Origin of the sequence: Proteus mirabilis HI4320 (genome assembly GCF_000069965.1) — a bacterium.
GTDB classification, from domain to species: Bacteria; Pseudomonadota; Gammaproteobacteria; order Enterobacterales; family Enterobacteriaceae; genus Proteus; species Proteus mirabilis.
Genome location: NC_010554.1, coordinates 1,093,313 through 1,115,749, shown reverse-complemented (window position 1 = coordinate 1,115,749; position 22,437 = coordinate 1,093,313). Strand labels below are relative to the sequence as shown.

Here is a 22,437-nt window from a genome sequence, read left to right as displayed (position 1 = left end):
ATAAGATAGCATAACACTCAGTAGGTTAGCGCCTTCAATGGCACAAAATTACAATCGACGAGCCTGCCAGAAAGTTTTTTTCCAATAGGCATTATCTAATGATGAACGAATAACGCCTTTACTGGTAGAAGCATGAATAAAGGTATTGTCAGTATCATAAATACCAACATGAAGCCCGTTATCCCCTCCTCCTGTTTTGAAAAATACTAAATCACCAGGCATCAAATCACTTTTACTAATTTGTGTACCATATTTAGTTTGATCGATAGTCATTCTTGGTAGTTGTATATCAAAACGATCACTATAAGTCCTATACACAAACCCTGAGCAATCAATACCTGATGGGCTCATGCCACCATAGCGATAAGGCGTACCATACCATTGCTCTAGCTGAGATTTTAATTGCACAATGACCATAATAGGATCAGAAAGTTGCGTTTTTAACGGGGGCGCGGGTGGGAGACGCTTAGAGGGACTCGATGAGCATCCAGCTAGCAGAATAATACAGAGTAAGAAAGAATAAAAAGTAGGCTTTCTCATTGCATCCACCCAATTATTGACAATAGATTTAAAATCTATCTGCTTTTTTACGTAAAAACAAGTGATTGAAGGTGAATACACAAGCATTGATAGTGTCAATCGCACAATAGCTCACTTTAAAGAGAAAATAACACTCTCTAAGTTAAGCTAATGCGATGTTGTTTGCTCCGTTTTTTGGCTTATTAACCAAACACCTAGCATAATAAAAATGATACCTATTGTTTTAGACCACGACAGTGTTTCTTGAAACCAAGGTAAAACCACCGCGAGAATATAAACAAAGACATAGCTAAGGCTGATGAGTGGATAAGCTTTGTTTAGGGGGATTGTACGTAAAGTCAATAACCAACAAACCATTGACAGTACGTAGCCAATCAGTCCCACGAAAACAACGCTGATAGGTATTATGTTTGCCCATAACCAATGAAGATCAAACCACTGTTTTTCTAATTGCAGATCAGGTAATTCTGACATACCTATTTTTAACAGCAGTTGTGCAACTGTGACTAATAATGCGCTGGCGATGGCCCATAAGTAACCGGTTTTCATGACTGCATACTCATTAACACAATACCTAACATAATCGAGGCAATACCAACCCAATGTTTCACATTAACCGTCTCTTTATAGATAAATTGGCCTATCAAAGTGACGACAATAAAGTTAATACTCAACATCGGATAAGCAATACTAAGTGGGAGGATTTGCAGTAAACGTAACCAAAATAACATGCCAAAGCCTAGCATAGCGATGGCAGTAATAAGCCAGAAAATCGTCTTTCTGGCTTTAGTGGTTGAATTATTTTGCCAACTCACCACTGCTTGTTTCTGACAAACTTGGCCAATACAGGTTAGCAAACTAACAATAAGTAACAAAAAAAAGGCCATTACTTACGTTTCTCATAGGTCAAAATAGCCATACGACGATTCGTCACTAACTCTTCAGGTCGTGGCATCTGCGCCAGTTTCTTCGGATCTTTATAAGTGATCACCACAGAGACATTACCTTCTTTTCTGGCATTTTCTAACCATTGCTCAAAACTTTCAGGTTTTAGTAATCTATGTTGAGAATCTGGATATTCAATTCCATAGGTTAATTCCCCTGTTCTCTCATAAAGGTAGATATCGCTACGTTGCAATTCCCAAGCTAATCCAGCCCCCACACCAACGCTGTTACTGACTATATATTTGCTCGCATTGAGGGTATCGATATTTTGGCGAATAAACTCTTGTGGTAATTTGCCATCAATAGAGCTATTGGGAATGGCTTGCCCAATACATAAGCTTACCCCTAAAGAGCAAGAGGCTGCCCATAGCCAATGTTTACCATTTAATGTAGAGCAGAGATAACCAATGATGCCCCATAATGAGAAAGCGACTATCGCTAATACCCATTTTGACCATTCATAAGGCATATAGATAGGTTTAGAAGAAACCAATTGAATAATTAATATTGCAACAACAGCAGCGACACCAATAAAAATATTAATATAGCCATTAATGCGCAGTGCTTTCATTTTAAATTTTCTAGCACAGTCTACACCGTATTTGGCCATTAACATCGCCAATGGTCCCATAAATGGCAACATGTAAGTAGGTAATTTACCTTTCGCGATACTAAAAAATAGGAAAGGTACTACAAACCAACATAGTAAGAAAAAGAGTTCAGGACGCTTACGGCGCTTCTTCCATGCACTAGTTAGTGCCCCTGGTAATAATCCAAGCCAAGGAATAACACCCAGTAAAATTATAGGGATGTAATACCAGAAAGGAGAACTATGCTGAGCATCATCACCAGAAAAACGCTGGATATGCTCAACCCAAAAGAAATAATGCCAATAATCAGGCTCAGCCTTCGCCACCGCTAAAACCCATGGCAAGCTAATTAACGCCGCACTTAAAACAGCAAGCACACCATAGAGTAACATCCGAGTGAACTGTTTTTGGTAAAGGGTTACAGGGATCATCACAATAACAGGGATAGCTAATGCCAAAAAGCCTTTGGTCATAAAGGCCATACCACAAGCTAAACCTAGCGTTATCCATGCCAGTATACGCGTTTTTGCCGTGGTTGCTTTCAACGCCCAAAAACAACACACCATACTTGCAGTAACCCAAAGCGCTAACATCGGATCAAGTACGCTATAAGTTCCGACGCTAAACACCAAAAACATGGATAAATAAATTAAGCTAGCCACAAAAGCGACTTGGCGATTACGCCACATCATTCGTGCTAATAAATAAATAAGTAACGCACTTAATAGAATAGAAATAACTGAACCAAAGCGTACGGCAAAATTGGTGTGGCCAAATATTAACTGGCTAATATTATTAATCCAGTAACCTGCTATTGGTTTTTCAAAATAGCGGATATCAAGCATATGGGGAACAATCCAGTTCCCGCTCACCACCATTTCACGGCTAATTTCCGCATAACGTGTTTCATCAGGTTGCCATAATAACCGGCTGTTCAATGGAAATAAGTAGGTAAGAACAAAAAAAAGAGCCAAGAGGATGGCCCCGATTTTACTCGCCCGGTTATTCAACATAGTTTTGTTAGACCTCTTGTTGGCACCCTAACCAGCCTTCTCGACCTGGAAAGTCAGATCGGACAACTTTACCCATCGGAAGCATGTCTATATCTTGTGGTAGTAGATGGCTTAATGGACAGAATTCGATGCCTTCGTTTGCAATCATTGCCAATAACTGCTCAAATTGAGCCGCTTTTGACATTCCCTCAACTTCGGTATGAATAGTATAAACAGGTATACCCTGATCTTTTTTGATTTCATCAATAATAAATTGATTAAAATCTTCGTCCTTTACCTTAGTACCGACCACTTCATCATAAGTTGGTAATGTTACTGGAATTTGCACTGTACCGATAGAACCATTTTCTAGAACTGGCCTAAATGGATGCGTTCCCCGACAATCACTATTGTAGTCAAATTGGAAAGCTTCTTTAACCATTAGAACACGTTCATCAGCACGCCACCCAGCAACCGCAGAACATTTTACAGGTTTTTCAAGTGCTTTTTCCAGTGCTTCTACACCTAAACGAACCTGTTGCATTAATTCTTCTGTTGACCAACGGCCTACTTTAGCTTGCCAACCTTGATGATCCCATGAGTGTAATCCGACTTCATGCCCCGCATCTTGGGTTTGTTTCATCAAATAGCCTAAATTTTTGGCAATTTTTTTACCCGGCCACGCCGTACCGGCTAATAGAATATCCAGTCCATATAATGAAGCGGCATTCGACCTTAGCATTTTCCACAGAAATTTCGGTTTTAAAAGGCGCCATAAATGGCGCCCCATATTATCTGGACCGACACTGAAGAAAAAGCTGGCCTGAATGTTATGCTTGTTAAAGACATCCAGCAATTGTGGAATACCTTCTTTTGTACCTCGATAAGTATCCACATCGACTCTCAAGCCAACTTTCTTCATTACTTATTACCTAACTCTTCAACTGCACCACGTAAGAAGAAGTCTAATGTCTCTTCTACCGTTTGGCGTGTTTCGATAGTTGGTTTCCAATCTAATAGACGCTCAGCATTTTTGATGCTTGGTTTGCGGTGTTCAACATCTTGATAGCCTTTACCGTAGTAACTGCTACTTTCGATTTTCTTGAAGCCAGCAAATGGAGGGAAGTGACCGCGTAACTCATGTTTTTCAAAGCAATCTAACAGCATTTCTGCTAGCTCACGAATACTTGCTTCGTTAGTTGGGTTACCGATATTGATGATCTGACCATCACATTTGTTATCACGATTTTCAATAATGCGGAATAATGCTTCAATACCATCATTAATATCAGTGAAACAACGTTTTTGCTCACCACCATCAACCAGTTTAATCGGTGAACCTTCCACTAGGTTCAAAATTAACTGAGTAATTGCACGAGAGCTACCAATACGCGCTGAATTTAAGTTATCAAGACGTGGCCCCATCCAGTTAAATGGACGGAATAAAGTGAATTTCAGCCCTTCTTTAGCACCATAAGCCCAAATAACTCGGTCTAATAACTGTTTAGAAACAGAGTAAATCCAACGTTGTTTATTAATAGGACCGACGATTAAGCGTGAATTATCTTCATCGAACTCTTTATCATCACACATACCGTATACTTCTGATGTGGATGGGAAAATAATACGTTTATTGTATTTAACACAATAACGAACAATTTTTAAGTTCTCTTCAAAATCTAATTCAAATACACGTAATGGATTACGGGTATATTCAATCGGTGTTGCAATCGCTACTAATGGCAAGATCACATCACATTTCTTGATGTGATATTCAATCCATTCTGTATGAATGCTGACATCACCTTCAATAAAGTGGAAACGAGGGTTACCAATAAAGCGTTCAATTGCTGATGAACCGATATCCATACCGTAGATATCATAGTTACCATCTTTTAATAAACGCTCGGTTAGGTGGTTACCAATAAAGCCATTGACACCTAAAATCAGTACACGTTGACGACGTTTCACTTGTGCTGTTGCTTTTGGTCCAACGCGTACATCTGTCACGATCCCCATTTCAGTGGCTAAACGGCTGCCTTGAACATAAAGACCATTTTCACTTTGACCTGTGATAACTTCAATTGCACCTTTCGCACATGCGATAACTAAAGGCTCAGTTGAAATAACAGTACCCGGACGTTTACCTTGGTTATCTGCCACTGGACGTGCACGCCAGATAATCATTTTGCGCTCACCTAAGAAAGTGAAAGCACCTGGGTATGGTTCAGTAACGGCGCGAACTAAATTATGAACCGTTTTAGCATCTGCATTCCAGTCAATTAAACCGTCATCAGCACAACGACGGCCATAATAAGTTGCTTGGCTTTCATCTTGCGCTGTTGTTGAATAGTTACCTGAGGCGATATGCGGTAACGTATGAGCCATTAATTTCGCCGCAGCTTCTCTGACTTTTTCATGTAAAATTAATGAAGTATCAGTATCTTCAATCGTTACTTTTTCTTGTGCAACGATATCACCAGCATCTGCTTTAGCCGTCATTTTATGTAAAGTGACACCAGTTTCAGTTTCACCATTGACAATGGCCCAATTGATAGGTGCACGACCGCGATATTTAGGTAATAAAGAGCCATGTAAATTAAATGCACCTTTAGGTGCTAAATTCAGGATCTCATCGCTTAGCATATGGCGATAATAGAAAGAGAAAATGACATCTGGCTTCATCTCACGAATACGCTCAATCCATAATGGATGATTAACGTTTTCTGGAGCAAACACAGTTAATCCCATTTCTGCGCTAACACGCGCTACGGATGAGAAGAAATGATTTTCGTTAGGATCGTCAGTATGGGTAAATACAGCTTGAATATCGAAACCCGCTTTTTCAAGTGCTTTTAAACCAACACAGCCAATATCATGATAGGCAAATACTATTGCTTTCATTAGTCTTCTTCCTGATTTTTGTTGGGTTTTTTAACGCCAACCACTTTTTGGATAAAATACCGAGGACGCGCTCTTACATCATTATAAATTCGGCCTATATATTCACCTAATAGACCCATTGCAACGAACTGCGCACCGATAAACATGAATAAGATAGCAAAGAGTGTAAACACTCCGTCTGCCGCCCAAATTGCACCGAAAATAAGTCGTAGTACAATCAATAATACGGCAAGTAAAAAGCCGGCAACAGCAATCACACTACCTACGACACTTAATAAACGTAATGGTGCAGTTGTCAGACAGGTTAATAAGTCGTACATCAAATTGATGAGTTTTAAGAAACTGTATTTTGAATCACCATATTCACGCTCAGCGTGAGCAACTTCAATTTCAATCGTACGACGAGCGAAGGTATTCGCTAAAATTGGGATAAAAGTACTACGCTCATGGCATTGCAACATCGCATCAATAATATGACGACGATATGCTCTTAACATACAACCATAATCCCCCATTGAACGACCTGTTGCCTTGGTTATCATGGCATTAATCATTTTAGAGGCCGTTTTACGAAACCACGAATCTTGACGGTTACGGCGTCGAGTTCCGACAACATCATACCCCTCTTCTGCGGTTGCCACTAAACGGGGGATCTCCTCTGGTGGGTTTTGTAAATCAGCATCTAAGGTAATGACTAAATCCCCATCAGCTTGGTTAAAACCCGCCATAATAGCGGAGTGTTGACCATAGTTGCGATTTAAAATAATCGCAATAACATGGTTATCTTCAATGTTGGCAGCTTCTTCTAGCATTTTTGCTGAATTATCGCTACTTCCGTCATCAACAAGGATCAGCTCATACTCTTGTTCTAACTGTTTACAGCTTTTGATTGTTCGCTCTAAAAGCTGTGGGAGACTCTCTTCCTCGTTATAAACGGGAATAACGACTGATACTTTATTGATTTTTTCAAATGTTGACACTAGATATGCTCCGAAAGAATTTCATTGATCGCATCGACAACGCGAATAACATCTTTATTGCTCATATCAGGAAACAGCGGCAGCGAGCATAACGTTGCAGAGTTCCATTCTGATTGAGGAAGGGATAACGAAGGGTAGCGCTCACGATAATATTTTTGTGTATGCGCAGCACGGAAATGAAGCCCTGTACCAATCTCTTTTTGTTTGAGTTTTTCCATAAATGTATCACGATCGATACCACAGGCATTTTTATCAACTCTGACCATAAAGAGATGGTTAGCATGTAAGTGTGGATATTCCGGCACACTTAACATTTCCAATGGTGAATCTTGAAGTTTTTCACGATAAAGGGCAACTAACTCAGCACGTTTAGCATTCATTTCTTCTAAGCGACTTAATTGCACTACCGCGATAGCAGCATGAATATCCGAGAGATTATATTTATAACCAGGCTCAACGACTTCCGCTTGAGGTTTACGTCCTTGGACTTGACGATCAAAAGCATCAACACCCAAACCATGAAATTTTAAGCAACGGACTCGATTGGCTAATTCATCATCGTCCGTAACAACTAATCCACCTTCGGCACAAGTGACATTTTTAATGGCATGAAAAGAAAAAATAGAAGTTCCCTTCTCACCTATCCATTCATCTTTATATCGAGTACCTATCGCATGTGCTGCATCTTCAATCAGAGGAATGCCCGCCTCATCAGCAACCGCTCTGAGTGCATCAAGATCACAAGGCGCTCCGGCATAATGCACAGGGATGATTGCTTTGGTTCTTGGGGTAATCGCTTTTTTTACCGATTCAGCGCTGACCATTAATGTGTCACGATCAATATCGACCATTACTGGCTCTGCGCCTAATAACGTAATGATATTGATAGTTGATACCCAAGTTTGGGAAGGTGTAATAACTTCATCACCAGGCCCTATTCCCATCGCCATCAAAACAACATGCATACCCGCTGTTGCAGAACAAACCGCAATAGCATGTTTGCTACCAAATTTTTCACAAAAATCTTGTTCTAGCTGATGATTTTGAGGACCTGTTGTGATCCAGCCGGAGCGTAAAACGCTTTCAACTGCTTTAATCTCTTCATCCCCGATAGCAGGACGGGAGAATGGAAGAAAGTGACTCATAAAGATGTAGCCTAATTAATGAATGAATAAAAACTAATTATATACAATTTGCTGTTTCACAGCACCCGTTGTTATTAAGAAAGCCTTAAAGAAGGCTTAATAATTTCCGATGCGCAGACTCTGACTCAATAACATCACTCTATTACTTGCCAAATTACACTATTTGCTGATCTATTACATCTAATCTTAGTATTAAATGTAGTAGATAATAAATTTTCATCCAACAAAAGTGCTGAGTCACCTGAGTTGATTATTTTTCCCTCTAACATAAACCATAACTTATCTGCTTTTAGATAAGAATGATTCAAATCATGAGTACTCATAATAATACTGCCACCTTGTAGACAAAATTTATCTAGCCATTTATCCAATAAAGTAAGTTGTACAATATCTAAATTATTTGTCGGCTCATCAAGCATCATTAATTTTCCTGTTAAATCATCGCTTGACCATAATTGTATAAAAGTGGCAACAATCCGAACGCGTTGCCATTCCCCACCAGATAAATGATGAATATTTTTTGACAATAATTTATTGATTTGAAAATCGCTTAATAGTGCATTCAATTCTTGAATATCCATTTTTGATAACTGATAGGATAAAGAAAGATAATGAAACACTGGCATAAATGGCAAAGCTAACGATTGTTGTCTAACAACGCTTTGTATTCTAGAAAGTTCGGCAATTTTATAATCCCTCATTGAAGTTTCGTTTAAAAATATATTTCCAACGTATGAAACTTCACCAGCAATGGCCATTAACAACGTACTTTTACCCGCCCCATTCGCGCCAATTAAATGAATGCGTTCGCCATCATTAACTTGTTCAGTAATACCATATAGTCTTTTATTGACAGCTAATTTATATAGTTTTAATTGTGCCATATTATAAGCGCTCCATCTGTTTAGTGGCTAATAACCAAATAAAAAGAGGTGCGCCTAAGGTGGCAGTTATCACGCCAATAGGGACTTCTGCGCCATTTAACATCAGCCTTGATATTAAATCAGCGAATATCAGTAAACTCGCTCCCGTTAAAGCACAGCCCGGTAACAAGGTTTTATAATGTGTGATACCAGACAATCGTAATAAATGCGGTACAATCAACCCGACAAAACTAATTGCGCCGGCTAGAGCAACGCTAAAACCAATTAATAAACCAACGGTTAAAATAAACCAATTACGCCATATAATCACAGAAATGCCGAGTTTTTTGGCTTCAAAACTCCCCAGAGAAAGGTAATTTAAAATATCGGCTTGCCAAATAAGAAGTGTGATGATTGGAAGTAATGCCCAAAATAATATTTGGTGACGCCAGTCAATGCCACTAAAGCTCCCCATAAGCCAGTACATTAATTGTCTTAAATCTAACGCAGAGCTAAAATAGACCAGCCAAGTCATAACAGCACTTGCTAATACCCCTAATGCTACGCCTATTAATAATAATTGAGCATTAGATAGTTTTTTTATTTGTGAGAAAAACATTAATAAGCAGGTGATCCCCAAAGCCCCTAATATCGCGGCACTGCTTATTAACCAGTATGCAGTTCCTAATTGGAAAACAATCAGTAACACAACACAAACACCCGCACCACTGCTTACACCTAAAAGTCCCGGCTCTGCTAACGGATTTTCAAAGATTGCCTGCATAATGGCACCAGCAATCGCTAAGCTTGCGCCAACCATCATCACAGCCAATATTCTTGGAAGCCTAATTTGCCAAATAAATAAACTAGCTTCTTCAGTGAGCCATTTATTGGGGAATAACCAAATTTCACCGGCTGAAAGTGAGATAACAATAAGAACAAATAAAACTAACACCAGCAAAGTGAGTTTTAGCTTATCACTAATTTGCTGTTTGTGTCGTAATTGATTAAGCGGATCATCATATTGATTATTCATATTGTTTAGTAAATAGCCCATAAATTACGCTATTTTTATAAATATATTGCTAATAAATGTAGGGCAACATAACACAGTCCCTTTCAATGAAGAAAATATAATTTTCTATCCTAAGGAAATAAACCTTCCAGTATGATTAATTTTAAACCAATGATTATTCCCCTCAAGCACATCTTATTTAAACAATAAAATGACTATTAGGCGCTTATCACAGATAAGCAAAAGAAAAATAGAAGGAGTAAATCGTAGAAGTAAGTCGAAAAAAAAACGGCTTTCAATAGAAAGCCGTTTTGGTGTTTAAGTATTACTCTTTTGGTGTCGCATTTTCAACCCGGCTTTTTAACTTTTGTCCCGGGCGGAAAGTTACAACACGGCGGGCTGTAATAGGAATATCTTCCCCTGTTTTCGGGTTACGACCTGGGCGCTGATTTTTATCACGTAGGTCAAAGTTTCCGAATCCAGACAGCTTCACCTGTTCTCCATTTTCCAGAGAACGACGCACTTCCTCAAAAAAGGCTTCTACAAGGTCTTTTGCATCGCGTTTGCTAACGCCAAGTTTTTCAAACAGATTTTCTGCCATTTCAGCTTTTGTAAGCGCCATAGGTCTAGTCCCTCAAGGATGCTTGGAATCGCTGTTTCAATGCTGCAACACAGGTATTGACTGTGGCAGCAATCTCATCTTCTTCCAGAGTATGCTCGATATCCTGCAAGATTAAGCTAATAGCGAGGCTCTTATAACCCTCCGCTACTCCCTTACCACAATACACGTCAAATAAGTTTATGCCAACTATTTGATTTCCGCCAACTTTCTTACATTCAGCTAAAATATCTTCTGCAGCCACATCATTTGGAACAACTACAGCGATATCTCTACGATTCGAAGGGAAACGTGAAACAGCTTTCGCTTGCGGTAAATTGCGGTTTGCGATTGCGTCCCAACGTATTTCGAATACTACCGTACGGCCGTTTAAATCAAGTTTACGTTCAAGCTCTGGGTGAACAACACCAATACAGCCAATATATTCATTTCTCAGATAAATCTCAGCACTTTGTCCCGGATGGAGCGCTGAATGATTGGCTGGTTTAAATGTAATTTCATCTAACTGGCCTGTCAATTCCAGAATTGATTCAATATTACCTTTCAAATCAAAGAAATCAACAGTTTGCTTCTCTAAAGTCCAATGTTCTTCATAACGGTTGCCCGCGATCACACCAGCTAGCATAAGTTCCTGACGTATTCCATATTCTGCTTGATTATCAGGAACAAAACGCAGACCTGCTTCAAATAACCTAACTCTAGCCTGTTGACGGTTCTGATTGTAAACCACTGTGGTTAATAATCCGGTCAACAATGACAAACGCATGGCTGACATATCGGCAGAAATTGGGTTAGGTAAGATCAACGCTTCTTCATTAGGATGTAGTAAGCTTTGGATCTTCGGATCAACAAAGCTATAAGTGATAGCTTCTTGGAATCCATTATCAACCAGCATGGTTTTTACACGTTTTAATGGCAGATCCGCTTCACGGTGGTCTGTCATAATCAGATCGGCACGTAAAGGTACATCTGGAATATTGTTATACCCGTAAATACGTGCAACTTCTTCAATTAAGTCTTCTTCAATTTCAACATCAAAACGCCATGAAGGCACAGTGGCTAACCACCCGTCATTTTCAACGGTGACGCCAAAACCTAAACGTGTTAACGAATCAACAACTTGTTCATCATCAATAACATGACCTAATAAACGGTCTAATTTTGCACGTGTTAATTTGATAGGAGCAACATGGGGTAAATAGCTGTCATTGGTGACATCAATAATTTCACCCACTTCACCACCACAAATTTCGAGTAATAATTTCGTTGCTCGTTCAATGGCCTGATATTGTAGCTCTGAATCAACACCACGCTCAAAACGATGAGATGCATCGGTATGTAAACCATAACGACGTGCACGGCCGGTGATCGCTAATGGAGAGAAGAATGCGCACTCTAAAAATACGTTTTTAGTTTCTTCATTAACACCAGAAGATTCACCACCAAAAATACCTGCCATTCCTAATGCTTGTTTTTCATCAGCAATAACCAGTACATCATCTTTTAAGGTAATTTCATTACCATCAAGTAAAGTTAGTTTTTCACCCTCTTTGCCCATACGAACAACCACAGCCCCATCGACATGGTCAAGATCAAACGCATGTAATGGTTGTCCCATTTCAAGTAAGACAAAGTTAGTGATATCAACGATAGGATCGATAGAGCGAATACCACCACGACGTAATTTTTCTTGCATCCATAATGGTGTGTTCGCTTTCACATTCACATTAGTGAAAACACGACCTAAATAGCGAGGACAAGCTTGTGGTGCTTCAACTCGCACAGGAAATGTCGCTGAAGAAGTGGCTGCAATTGGTGACATATCAGGGAGTTGGCATGTCATTTTATTAATGACCGCGATATCGCGAGCAACCCCCATAATACCTAAGCAATCTGCTCGGTTTGGTGTAATGCTGATTTCAATCGCATTATCATTTAATTTTAAGTATTCGCGAATATCGGTACCGATAGGTGCATCAGCAGGTAATTCGATAATGCCTTCATGGTTTTCTGAGATAGCTAATTCAGAAAAAGAGCACAGCATACCTTCTGAAGGCTCACCACGTAGTTTGGCTGCTTTAATTTTAAAGTTACCCGGTAATACCGCCCCAACCGTTGCTACAGCGACTTTTAAGCCTTGGCGACAATTTGGCGCACCACACACGATGTCCAATAAACGCTCACCACCGACATTGACTTTTGTCACTCGTAGTTTATCTGCATTTGGGTGTTGTCCACATTCAACCACTTCACCCACAACAACACCGTGAAAATCACCGGCAACAGGCTCTACACCATCAACTTCAAGGCCAGCCATGGTTAGCTGTTCAGAAAGCTCTTCGCTACTAATTGCTGGGTTTACCCACTCACGTAACCAAAGTTCACTGAATTTCATGAGATAATCCCACCTTATTTAAACTGTTTGAGGAAACGAAGATCATTTTCGAAGAATGAACGTAAATCGGTGACACCGTAACGTAACATAGTTAAGCGTTCCATACCCATCCCGAAAGCAAAACCAGAATAAACTTCAGGATCGATACCTACATTACGCAACACATTTGGATGCACCATACCGCAGCCCAAGACTTCTAACCATTTGCCATTTTTACCCATTACATCAACTTCGGCTGAAGGCTCTGTAAATGGAAAATAGGATGGGCGGAAGCGAATTTCCATATCTTCTTCAAAGAAGTTTTTCAGAAAATCGTGCAGTGTTCCTTTTAAATTAGTGAAGCTAATGTCTTTATCAACAATTAAGCCTTCAACTTGATGGAACATTGGAGTATGAGTTTGGTCATAGTCATTACGATAAACACGGCCAGGTGCAATAATGCGGATCGGTGGCTGTTTATTTTGCATAGTGCGAATTTGTACACCAGAGGTTTGAGTACGCAATAAACGTTTAGCATCAAACCAGAAAGTGTCATGATCAGCTCTTGCAGGGTGATGAGCAGGAATATTTAACGCATCAAAGTTATGATAGTCATCTTCAATTTCAGGGCCTGATTCCACAGAGAACCCTAATTCGCCAAAGAAAGTTTCAATACGTTCAATTGTGCGAGTAACAGGGTGCAGACCACCATTTTCAATACGACGTCCAGGCAAAGAGACATCAATTTTCTCAGCCGCTAAACGTTCGTTTAATAGCGCTGATTCCATTTGTTCTTTACGAGCGTTCAGTGCTTGCTGAACCTCTTGTTTTGCCTGATTAATGACCGCTCCAGCAGCTGGACGCTCTTCAGCGGGTAAGTCGCGCAGCGTGGACATCTGGAGCGTTAAATGACCTTTTTTCCCCAAGTATTCAACACGAACCGAATCCAGCGCAGCAACATCCTGTGCCTCTTCGATAGCTGCTTTAGCTTGAGCAACGAGTTCAGCGAGATGTGGCATCGTTTCCTCTTCCTTTGACCTGATGAGGTCTATTAGTTGTTATCAATGATGACGATTAAAAAATTGCCCTTTTGATTTCTGAACTCAAGTTTGAGTACTGAAAACAAAAAAGCCTCCAAAATGGAGGCTCCGGCGCTACTTTTCGTTTCTTTTCTTACGCGCAAAAGCCCCCAAAATTAGGCGCTAAAGTAAAAAAAGAAGCGGAAAAAAGCGATATTTAACATTGAGACATTCTCATTATGTGTAACTTATTGAATTTTACCATTAAGCCACAAATTTAGACAAAATAAAAGAGGGAGTTAACTCCCTCTTCCATTGACTTAATTAAGCCAGAGCACCTTTCGCTTTTTCAACTAAAGCAGCAAATGCAGCTTTGTCGAATACAGCGATATCCGCCAGGATCTTACGGTCGATTTCAATAGATGCTTTTCTTAATCCATTGATGAAACGGCTGTAAGACATGCCGTTCTGACGAGCTGCTGCGTTGATACGCGCAATCCACAGCTGACGGAACTGACGTTTTTTCTGACGACGGTCACGGTACGCATATTGACCAGCTTTGATAACAGCCTGGAAAGCTACACGATATACACGAGAACGTGCACCGTAATAACCTTTAGCTTGCTTTAAAATTTTCTTGTGACGAGCACGGGCGATAACACCACGTTTAGCGCGAGCCATATAACACTCCTAATGTCTATAATTCTGTTAAAAAAACTGATACTTATGCGTATGGTAGGCAAGCTACGACCAGGCCTAAATCTCCTTTAGAGATCATACCTTTTGGACGTAAATGACGTTTACGCTTAGTTGATTTTTTAGTCAGAATGTGACGGAGGTTAGCGTGCTTACGCTTAAAACCACCACCTGCAGTCTTTTTAAAGCGTTTAGCTGCACCGCGTACTGTTTTAATCTTTGGCATTTCTATAATCCACTTCGCATTGTTAATAACATAAAATAATAAGGCGAATAGCAGTCAGTCAATAAAGACTGACGCTATTACTTGAATTGCCTAACTATTTCTTCTTCGGCGCTAGCACCATGATCATCTGACGACCTTCAATCTTATTAGGGAAAGATTCAACAGAAGCCAGTTCATCCAAATCTTCACGGATGCGATTAAGCATTTCCATACCGATTTGTTGGTGTGCCATTTCACGACCACGAAAACGTAGTGTGACTTTGGCTTTATCGCCATCTTCAAGAAAACGAATCAGGTTGCGTAGTTTGACCTGATAGTCGCCTTCATCTGTACCAGGACGGAATTTAACTTCCTTGACCTGAATAACCTTTTGTTTCTTTTTCTGTTCTTTGAGAGTCTTACTTTTCTCATAGAGGAATTTGCCGTAGTCCATAATACGACAAACTGGCGGCTCGGCATTAGGACTGATTTCAACTAAATCAGCACCTGCTTCCTCGGCTTTCTCAAGAGCCTCTTTCAGACTAACAACTCCAATCTGTTCGCCGTCTAAACCTGTTAAACGAACTTCATGAGCGCGAATCTCACCATTGATACGATTCTGACGCGTTGATTGAATTCTTTTTCCGCCTTTAATACCTTATTCCTCCAACTGATGAAGACTTCTGCTTCTGATTTCTTGCAGAAGTTTTTCTTTAAAATCGTTAACGTCGATACTGCCAAGGTCTTTACCTCGACGAGTACGAACCGCTACTTTGCCTGATTCGACTTCTTTATCACCGCAAACAAGCATGTACGGAACACGACGTAAAGTATGTTCACGAATTTTAAAGCCAATCTTCTCATTTCTCAAGTCTGCTTTTGCACGAATTCCGGCATCTTGCAATTCTTTGACGAGTTTTTGTACATAATCAGCCTGTCCATCCGTGATATTCATCACGACAACCTGCTGTGGTGCTAACCAAGTCGGGAAGAATCCTGCGTATTCTTCAGTTAGAATACCGATAAAACGTTCTAATGATCCTAACACCGCTCGGTGAAGCATAACAGGTACTTTACGCTCATTATTTTCAGCAACATAAGAAGCGCCTAATCGACCTGGCAATGAGAAGTCCAGCTGTACTGTACCACACTGCCATGCACGATCTAAACAGTCGTAAAGTGTAAATTCAATTTTAGGGCCATAAAACGCCCCTTCACCCGGCTGATATTCAAATTCAATATTGTTATCAGTCAAGGCTTTTGCTAAGTCTGTTTCTGCAATATCCCATAAAGCATCTTCACCGATGCGTTTTTCTGGACGAGTAGACAGCTTAACAACGATTTTTTCAAATCCGAAAGTAGAATATACATCATAAATCAATTTGATGCAGTTATTTACTTCACTTAAAATTTGTTCTTCTGTACAGAAGATATGTGCGTCATCTTGTGTAAAGCCACGAACACGCATTAAACCGTGTAATGCACCAGAGGGTTCATTACGATGACAGCTACCAAATTCAGCCATACGTAATGGTAAATCACGGTAAGAACGTAGACCTTGTTTAAAAATCTGCACGTGGCCTGGGCAGTTCATAGGTTTGATACAATATTCACGGTTTTCCGAAGAAGTAGTGAACATATTCTCTTTGTAGTTTTCCCAGTGACCTGTTTTTTCCCAAAGAACACGATCCATCATAAATGGACCTTTTACTTCCTGATAATCATATTCTTTTAATTTGCAACGTACAAATGTTTCTAACTCACGGAAAATAGTCCAACCATCATTATGCCAGAAAGCCATACCCGGCGCTTCTTCCTGCATATGATATAAATCAAGTTGTTTACCTATTTTACGGTGATCACGTTTAGCGGCTTCTTCTAAACGTTCTAAATAAGCTTTTAACTGTTTCTTATCAGCCCAAGCGGTACCGTAAATGCGTTGTAGCATTTTGTTATCGCTATTACCGCGCCAGTATGCACCTGCGATTTTCTGTAATTTAAAGTGATGGCAGAAACGCATGTTTGGCACATGGGGGCCACGGCACATATCAATATATTCTTGATGATGATAAAGTGCTGGGTGTGCATCTTGACTGATATTTTCATCAAGGATAGCGACTTTATAATCTTCACCACGAGCAACAAAAGTTTCCCGTGCTTGTGCCCAAGTTACGCGTTTTTTAATGACATCGTAATCTGTTTTCGCCAACTCTAGCATACGTTTTTCTAACGTTTCTAAATCTTCCTGCGTCAGAGAATGATCTAAATCCACATCATAGTAGAAACCATTTTCGATAACAGGACCAATCGCCATTTTGGTTTGTGGCCATAACTGTTTAATTGCGTGTCCTAATAAGTGGGCACAAGAGTGACGAATAATTTCAAGACCTTCATCGTCTTTTGCGGTAATAATCGCCAGTTGTGAATCTTGCTCGATTAATTCGCAAGCGTCCACCAGCTCACCATTAACGCGCCCTGCAATGCAGGCTTTGGCAAGTCCAGGACCGATATCTGCAGCGACATCCATGACAGAGACTGCATTTTCAAATTGACGTTGGCTCCCGTCAGGAAGAGTAATAATTGGCATTTAAAATCCTTAGTTACAGTGGTGACCCATACGCAAGATCACATGCATTATTAATTTTACTTTAAAATTTAATACGTTATTAGCAGTTACTTGCTTCACTCTGCAAGTTATGTACACCAAAGTGTTTAGGATAATAAAAGTGCTTTGGCATACTGCTATAACTCAAGCGTGATATTATCATAGCAACAACAAATTATATATGCTTTTAATTGCGCGAGTATATCTGTCCCCATTTGCTATTTACGCTAATTAAAATCATAGATATTAAATTAATAAATAATTCACTCATATATAAAGTTAACATCTATAATTGATTTTACTTTTCCAGCAGTTACACGCTCGCCAGTCATACCATACCTTGCCTTTAAGCCTAATGAAGTCGACGAATTAACTCTACCTAAAGATATTGCTTTATTAGCAGGGATTACATATCCATTACGCATTAATTGAACTCCCATACCTTTAGAGACTTCCCCTGCAGAGCCTGCTAAATTAATAAAGGTTGTATCATCATTAGTGGTTTGTCCGGAAAGATAAAATGATATATTTTGTGGTTGCGCGCAGTGGATATTTAAATTGACCGGTGCTTCGCCTGGGTAAGGAGGTAAATTAACATTGACATTTCGGCTACTAACGTCGCATCCACTAATTGGCATTGTAACATCATATTTAGACACTATTTCCCACGTAAAATATTTAGGATTACCACCATCCCAATCCGCTATTTTATACATATTAATAGTTGCAATAGTTTCACCCGATCTAATGAGTACTCCTCCTGCAGGTGAGTTATTTATAGGCGTTAAATACAACATCATTGGCATCGGCATAGGGGTAAGATCACCGATATGTAAAACTTTAGTCGCACTATTTAAAGGTAATGAATATGTATTTCCATACCAATATACTGAACCACTAAAATTAAATAGTGGCCCAGATAAGCCCGTCCCTGGTTCTAAATTGATATGGTCAACATCTTGCCATCCACCATAACTATTCCAACATTTTAAATGCCTAGAGAGATCAACAATTAAATTCTGATAAGGTTGCACTTCAGCCTCTAATTGCACATAAATATTATAATTACCAGACTCAATATCATATCCATTATCAACACTGCACCCAAAAGATAATGCATATGCTGAAAAGAAAACAAAAAAAGGATAAAGAAGCCCCTTTATTATTAAATTCACTTACATATCCAATTTAAAAATATTAGTTAATATTATTTTAGCAATACATATAGATTTTGACAAAAAATATTAATAATCAATGAAATACATTCAAAAAAAGACTATACAAATAATATAACCTTGTTGTTCTCTATTTATCCACAATAAATAGAGAATAAAAAAATAAATTAATAAAATTAATTAATAAATCACATATCAAAAGTCAGCATTTTTATCAGTAAGTCGTTTACTGTCGATATTCACTGGGGGTTTTATGAAAGTATTGACGAAAAGCTTGGCTAAAAGCCGAATGTGAATCATACCCTACCGCTAAAGCAATATTTTCAATCGTTAATGATGTGTATTTGAGCAACTCTGCGGATTTAGCGAGTCGCTTTTGCATCACATACTGCATAATAGATATGCCTAATTCCGCTTTTACTTTGCGCTGTAGCGTACTGATTGATATGTTTAATGCACCAGCAATATCAGAAGCTGTTAATGGCATATGCAGTTTATCTTCTAGCCAGAGATCTAATTTATCCCCCCAGCTTGGTTGTACTTTCATTTGGGCTAATAGCAGACGTGCGAGAGTGGAATGATGTTCTGGCGCTTGAGGGTATTGATGTACCCACGCTAATAATCCTATTGCTGCGGGTGATAAGGCAAACATTCCCCCTCTTTCATTCAGTCGCCACTGTGATGTGACAGGAAGTTCTAAAATAAGATTTTTATTATTGAGATGACCAGCAAAAGCATGATCGATGGTAGGTGGGATAATTAAATAGTTTTGTTGAGAAATAAGAAAATCTTGCCGATTGAAATTAACTTCCATCGTTCCGGTTAAGCCAAAGATGATCTGCCAGATATTCTCATGCTGATGTGATACCGTATCTTGTGTATAACATCGCAAATGTAATTCAGGTAATAACAAAACATCCCCTTACACATTAACGCTCACAGTGAAATAAATACTACAACAAAATCGCTGTGAGCGTTAAAAGAAAAGGACAATTAGCTATAGATCATGCTAAACGAGCCCCATCAGGCACAGGTAAATTAAATTCTGCGAGAACGATAGCACCGTTTTCATCAGCAGCCCCGGTAATCAACACCTCAGACTTGATCCCTGCAATCCGCTTAATAGGAAAATTGCAAACACATAAAACTCGGCGACCAATTAGCTCTTCAGGAGTATAATTCACGGTGATTTGCGCACTAGAGCGTTTAGTCCCCAGCTCTCCCAAGCTGACTTCCATTACATAAGCGGGTTTCTTCGCTTTTTTATTTATTTCAGCACTTATAATTGTGCCAACCCGCATTTCTACCCGTAAAAAGTCATCCCATTCGATGGTGTTGGTGTTGGTGGTGTCTGTCATCTTGCTACCTATTATTTTATTGCTATGTCTTCATTAAGATTATCGAATAAGTATAGATTAACATGACATCGGTATCCTGCCCTGTTGCTAAGCTGTCATTCTCTGTTGTTAAACACTCATGACGTTACTTTTCTCTTTATACAAAAACAAATTCTTAAGCTATTTTTAATCACCGTTAAAATAAGCGTACCAATTAATAAATTTGTTATGTATAAAAAGTATTCTTGCCTTGAAACTATTTAATACACCGACTTAGAGAATCGCCTATGAGAAAGATAACAGACTGGACTACCTTAGAAGGTAATTTAGTACGTTTAGTACCATTAAGCATGGAGCATGCATCACCATTACGTGAACTGATTGCTAAAGATAGGCCTGATGAACTTTGGTTTACCACAGTTCCTTCTGTCACTACATTAAAACAAGATATTGAGCATAAAAGACAATTACAAAAACAAGGAGTAATGCTTCCTTTTGCCGTTATTGATAAACGCCGTGAGCGTGTGGTGGGAGTGACGACCTATATGAACGTAGATAACCATACACCTCGAGTAGAGATTGGTTCAACATGGTATGCAAAAGAGGTACAAAGAACGGGTATTAATACCGAGGCGAAATATCTATTACTTAAATATGCATTAGAAGATCTACAATGTATTGCTGTTGAATTCCGCACTCATATCTTAAATCAAACCAGTCGTAGAGCGATTGAGCGTTTAGGTGCAAAACTCGATGGCATATTACGTAATCATCGTTTAACCACCAACGGTCAACGCAGAGATACCTGTATCTATAGTATTACCGATTATGATTGGCAAGCGGTGAAAACACATCTTGAGTGGTTAATGAAAAAATACCCATAACCTTCTTATAAATATAAAAATATTTCTTAATATCAACACTATTATTACTATTTATTTGCTATGATCGGTAGCCTTAATTACCTGTTGTTAGGAGCCTTTACACTCTATGTACTCTGTTTACCAGTTTTTTCAGGCTATCGGTCTTGGTCTTATTTTACTTCTACCGCTAACTAACCCACTCACCACGGTCGCACTTTGGCTTGGTCTGTCGGGGAATATGACCAAAGAACAGCGTAATCAACAATCCTTTATGGCATGTGTCTATATTTTTATTATTATGACCATCGCTTTTTATGCGGGTCGTGTAATAATGACGACCTTTGGTATCTCTATTCCAGGCCTTCGTATTGCTGGGGGGATGATCGTTGCTTTTATTGGTTTTAGTATGTTATTTCCCCATACTCCCAATGTGGACGATCCGCTTTCAGAAGAAAAAAATCCGCATCGAAATCCTCAGGCGCCCAATATTGCTTTTGTGCCCTTAGCCATGCCAAGTACCGCAGGGCCGGGGACAATTGCGATGATCATCAGTACAGCAGCATCAATTCCTTCACGTACAGATATTGCGCAATGGGTATTGTACGTTGCACCTATTACCACTTTCTTTTTAATTAGCCTGATTGTTTGGCTTTCACTGCGCGGTTCAACCGGTATTATGCGCTATCTCGGCCACAGTGGTATCGATGCTATTTCTCGTGTTATGGGATTTTTATTAATTTGCATGGGAGTTCAGTTTATGATTAATGGTGTACTTGAAATCATTGCTGATCTCCCCGCTTTATTACAACAAGCTCAATCAGCGGCTGCTGCCAGCTTATCAGAAAAGTTATCCGCTAAATGATAGGCTGCTTTGACCTTCGCTAAATAGCGTGGTGCTTGAGATGCTGGATGATTTTTTTCAACGTAACGATAAAAATCATCCGCGCTCATGGCATTAATTTTGGCAATCGCCGCATCTCTATTTTTATCAAAAGTTCTGAGTAATGCACCCGCCCCATTCACATAAGCCAAAATAGTCGCGTAATAGAGTGTTTCAGGATTGGAGATCCCAGATAAATGGCGCTCTCTTAATAATTGAATATAAGCAGTTCCTAAATCAATATTAGTAGCCGGATCTTTTAGCTGAGCGGTGGTTGGTTGCCCTGCTTTTCCTCTATTTTGATAAATATCTCTCCCCGCTGTGGATGCCTTTATTTGCATTAATCCAACCGCATTCGATTTACTTATCACTTCTGGCCTAAAATTAGATTCTACCTGAATAATGGCTTTAATTAAGGTTTCATCAACACCATAACGGGCTGAAGCTTGTTTAATATGCTCATCAAAAGGGGTGTTTTTCCATTGAGCAGTAGAAATTGAGGCATTATTAACTCTGTGCTCTACAGGCTGGCTATTTAAAAATCGCGGTGTCTCTTTTTTCGCCGTTTGGTGATTGGGATCTGCACACCCTGCCAGCAGTAAAATTGCCAAAGGAAATATTATGTTGGTCTTCACACGTTATCCTCATCATTTCGCCCTATGCTTTATAGGAGATTATTAAAAAACACAA

At 39.4% G+C, this 22,437-nt stretch carries 24 protein-coding genes and 1 other annotated feature; of the genes, 2 read left to right on the top strand and 22 right to left on the bottom strand.

From position 1 onward, the window contains the following. Positions 1-48: 48 nt before the first annotated feature. The 21 genes from PMI_RS05105 to PMI_RS05010 all read right to left on the bottom strand — a co-directional run bounded on the left by PMI_RS05105 (position 49) and on the right by PMI_RS05010 (position 20,025). The gene (locus PMI_RS05105) at positions 49-540 is read right to left on the bottom strand and encodes an NlpC/P60 family protein (RefSeq protein WP_012367837.1); all 492 of its coding nucleotides are present in this window, start codon (positions 538-540) and stop codon (positions 49-51) included. 147 nt (positions 541-687) lie between these two features. Continuing rightward, the gene (gene arnF / locus PMI_RS05100; RefSeq protein WP_004242625.1) at positions 688-1,089 is read right to left on the bottom strand and encodes a 4-amino-4-deoxy-L-arabinose-phosphoundecaprenol flippase subunit ArnF; all 402 of its coding nucleotides are present in this window, start codon (positions 1,087-1,089) and stop codon (positions 688-690) included. After that, positions 1,086-1,427: a 4-amino-4-deoxy-L-arabinose-phosphoundecaprenol flippase subunit ArnE gene (arnE, locus tag PMI_RS05095; RefSeq protein WP_004242624.1), complete on the bottom strand. Its 342-nt coding sequence runs from the start codon at positions 1,425-1,427 to the stop codon at positions 1,086-1,088. Before arnE ends, arnF begins: the two co-directional genes overlap by 4 nt. Next, positions 1,427-3,088, bottom strand: coding sequence for a lipid IV(A) 4-amino-4-deoxy-L-arabinosyltransferase (gene arnT / locus PMI_RS05090; protein WP_012367836.1), 1,662 nt, complete (start codon positions 3,086-3,088; stop codon positions 1,427-1,429). Before arnT ends, arnE begins: the two co-directional genes overlap by 1 nt. Before the next feature lie 7 nt (positions 3,089-3,095). Next, positions 3,096-3,989, bottom strand: a complete 894-nt coding sequence (arnD, locus tag PMI_RS05085) for a 4-deoxy-4-formamido-L-arabinose-phosphoundecaprenol deformylase (protein WP_004242622.1) — start codon at positions 3,987-3,989, stop codon at positions 3,096-3,098. After that, positions 3,989-5,971 (bottom strand): bifunctional UDP-4-amino-4-deoxy-L-arabinose formyltransferase/UDP-glucuronic acid oxidase ArnA, encoded by a 1,983-nt coding sequence (arnA, locus tag PMI_RS05080; RefSeq protein ID WP_004242621.1) that lies wholly within the window; start codon positions 5,969-5,971, stop codon positions 3,989-3,991. Before arnA ends, arnD begins: the two co-directional genes overlap by 1 nt. Continuing rightward, a complete protein-coding gene (gene arnC, locus PMI_RS05075; RefSeq protein WP_004242618.1) occupies positions 5,971-6,951 on the bottom strand; it encodes an undecaprenyl-phosphate 4-deoxy-4-formamido-L-arabinose transferase in 981 nt (326 codons plus the stop codon). Before arnC ends, arnA begins: the two co-directional genes overlap by 1 nt. Next, positions 6,951-8,096, bottom strand: a complete 1,146-nt coding sequence (gene arnB, locus PMI_RS05070) for a UDP-4-amino-4-deoxy-L-arabinose aminotransferase (RefSeq protein ID WP_004247945.1) — start codon at positions 8,094-8,096, stop codon at positions 6,951-6,953. Before arnB ends, arnC begins: the two co-directional genes overlap by 1 nt. A 134-nt stretch (positions 8,097-8,230) precedes the next feature. Continuing rightward, entirely contained in the window at positions 8,231-8,980 is a 750-nt protein-coding gene (locus PMI_RS05065) for a vitamin B12 ABC transporter ATP-binding protein BtuD (protein WP_004242614.1), read from the bottom strand. 1 nt (position 8,981) lies between these two features. Further along, entirely contained in the window at positions 8,982-10,016 is a 1,035-nt protein-coding gene (gene btuC / locus PMI_RS05060; RefSeq protein ID WP_004242613.1) for a vitamin B12 ABC transporter permease BtuC, read from the bottom strand. A 283-nt stretch (positions 10,017-10,299) separates the two neighbouring features. Further along, a complete protein-coding gene (ihfA, locus tag PMI_RS05055; protein WP_004242612.1) occupies positions 10,300-10,596 on the bottom strand; it encodes an integration host factor subunit alpha in 297 nt (98 codons plus the stop codon). Between the two features lie 4 nt (positions 10,597-10,600). Further along, a complete protein-coding gene (gene pheT, locus PMI_RS05050) occupies positions 10,601-12,988 on the bottom strand; it encodes a phenylalanine--tRNA ligase subunit beta (protein WP_012367834.1) in 2,388 nt (795 codons plus the stop codon). 14 nt (positions 12,989-13,002) lie between these two features. Continuing rightward, complete coding sequence (gene pheS, locus PMI_RS05045) at positions 13,003-13,986, bottom strand: phenylalanine--tRNA ligase subunit alpha (protein WP_004242610.1); 984 nt, start codon at positions 13,984-13,986, stop codon at positions 13,003-13,005. A 102-nt stretch (positions 13,987-14,088) separates the two neighbouring features. Continuing rightward, positions 14,089-14,211 (bottom strand) — a sequence feature (Phe leader region). Further along, positions 14,163-14,210: a pheST operon leader peptide PheM gene (pheM, locus tag PMI_RS19765; RefSeq protein WP_120655563.1), complete on the bottom strand. Its 48-nt coding sequence runs from the start codon at positions 14,208-14,210 to the stop codon at positions 14,163-14,165. (Overlaps the previous feature by 48 nt.) 99 nt (positions 14,212-14,310) lie before the next feature. Beyond that, on the bottom strand, positions 14,311-14,667 hold the full coding sequence (gene rplT / locus PMI_RS05040; RefSeq protein ID WP_004242609.1) for a 50S ribosomal protein L20: 357 nt from the start codon (positions 14,665-14,667) through the stop codon (positions 14,311-14,313). Positions 14,668-14,710: 43 nt separating this feature from the next. Next, the gene (rpmI, locus tag PMI_RS05035) at positions 14,711-14,908 is read right to left on the bottom strand and encodes a 50S ribosomal protein L35 (RefSeq protein WP_004242608.1); all 198 of its coding nucleotides are present in this window, start codon (positions 14,906-14,908) and stop codon (positions 14,711-14,713) included. A 94-nt stretch (positions 14,909-15,002) separates the two neighbouring features. Then, positions 15,003-15,542 (bottom strand): translation initiation factor IF-3, encoded by a 540-nt coding sequence (gene infC / locus PMI_RS18910; protein WP_012367833.1) that lies wholly within the window; start codon positions 15,540-15,542, stop codon positions 15,003-15,005. Between the two features lie 3 nt (positions 15,543-15,545). Further along, positions 15,546-17,474 (bottom strand): threonine--tRNA ligase, encoded by a 1,929-nt coding sequence (gene thrS / locus PMI_RS05025; RefSeq protein ID WP_004242605.1) that lies wholly within the window; start codon positions 17,472-17,474, stop codon positions 15,546-15,548. Between the two features lie 281 nt (positions 17,475-17,755). Then, on the bottom strand, positions 17,756-18,667 hold the full coding sequence (locus PMI_RS05020) for a fimbrial protein (protein ID WP_012367832.1): 912 nt from the start codon (positions 18,665-18,667) through the stop codon (positions 17,756-17,758). A gap of 226 nt (positions 18,668-18,893) precedes the next feature. Then, on the bottom strand, positions 18,894-19,580 hold the full coding sequence (locus PMI_RS05015) for a helix-turn-helix transcriptional regulator (RefSeq protein WP_012367831.1): 687 nt from the start codon (positions 19,578-19,580) through the stop codon (positions 18,894-18,896). Between the two features lie 91 nt (positions 19,581-19,671). Beyond that, positions 19,672-20,025, bottom strand: a complete 354-nt coding sequence (locus PMI_RS05010; RefSeq protein WP_012367830.1) for a tRNA-binding protein — start codon at positions 20,023-20,025, stop codon at positions 19,672-19,674. Between the two features lie 266 nt (positions 20,026-20,291). Here PMI_RS05010 and PMI_RS05005 point away from each other — a divergent pair, with 266 nt between their 5' ends. Continuing rightward, entirely contained in the window at positions 20,292-20,888 is a 597-nt protein-coding gene (locus PMI_RS05005; protein ID WP_004247938.1) for a GNAT family N-acetyltransferase, read from the top strand. Between the two features lie 106 nt (positions 20,889-20,994). After that, positions 20,995-21,729 (top strand): MarC family NAAT transporter, encoded by a 735-nt coding sequence (locus tag PMI_RS05000; RefSeq protein WP_004242597.1) that lies wholly within the window; start codon positions 20,995-20,997, stop codon positions 21,727-21,729. Here the strand turns inward: PMI_RS05000 and PMI_RS04995 are convergent. After that, positions 21,681-22,382 (bottom strand): transglycosylase SLT domain-containing protein, encoded by a 702-nt coding sequence (locus PMI_RS04995; protein ID WP_004242595.1) that lies wholly within the window; start codon positions 22,380-22,382, stop codon positions 21,681-21,683. The genes PMI_RS05000 and PMI_RS04995 overlap by 49 nt on opposite strands. Positions 22,383-22,437 lie beyond the last annotated feature (55 nt).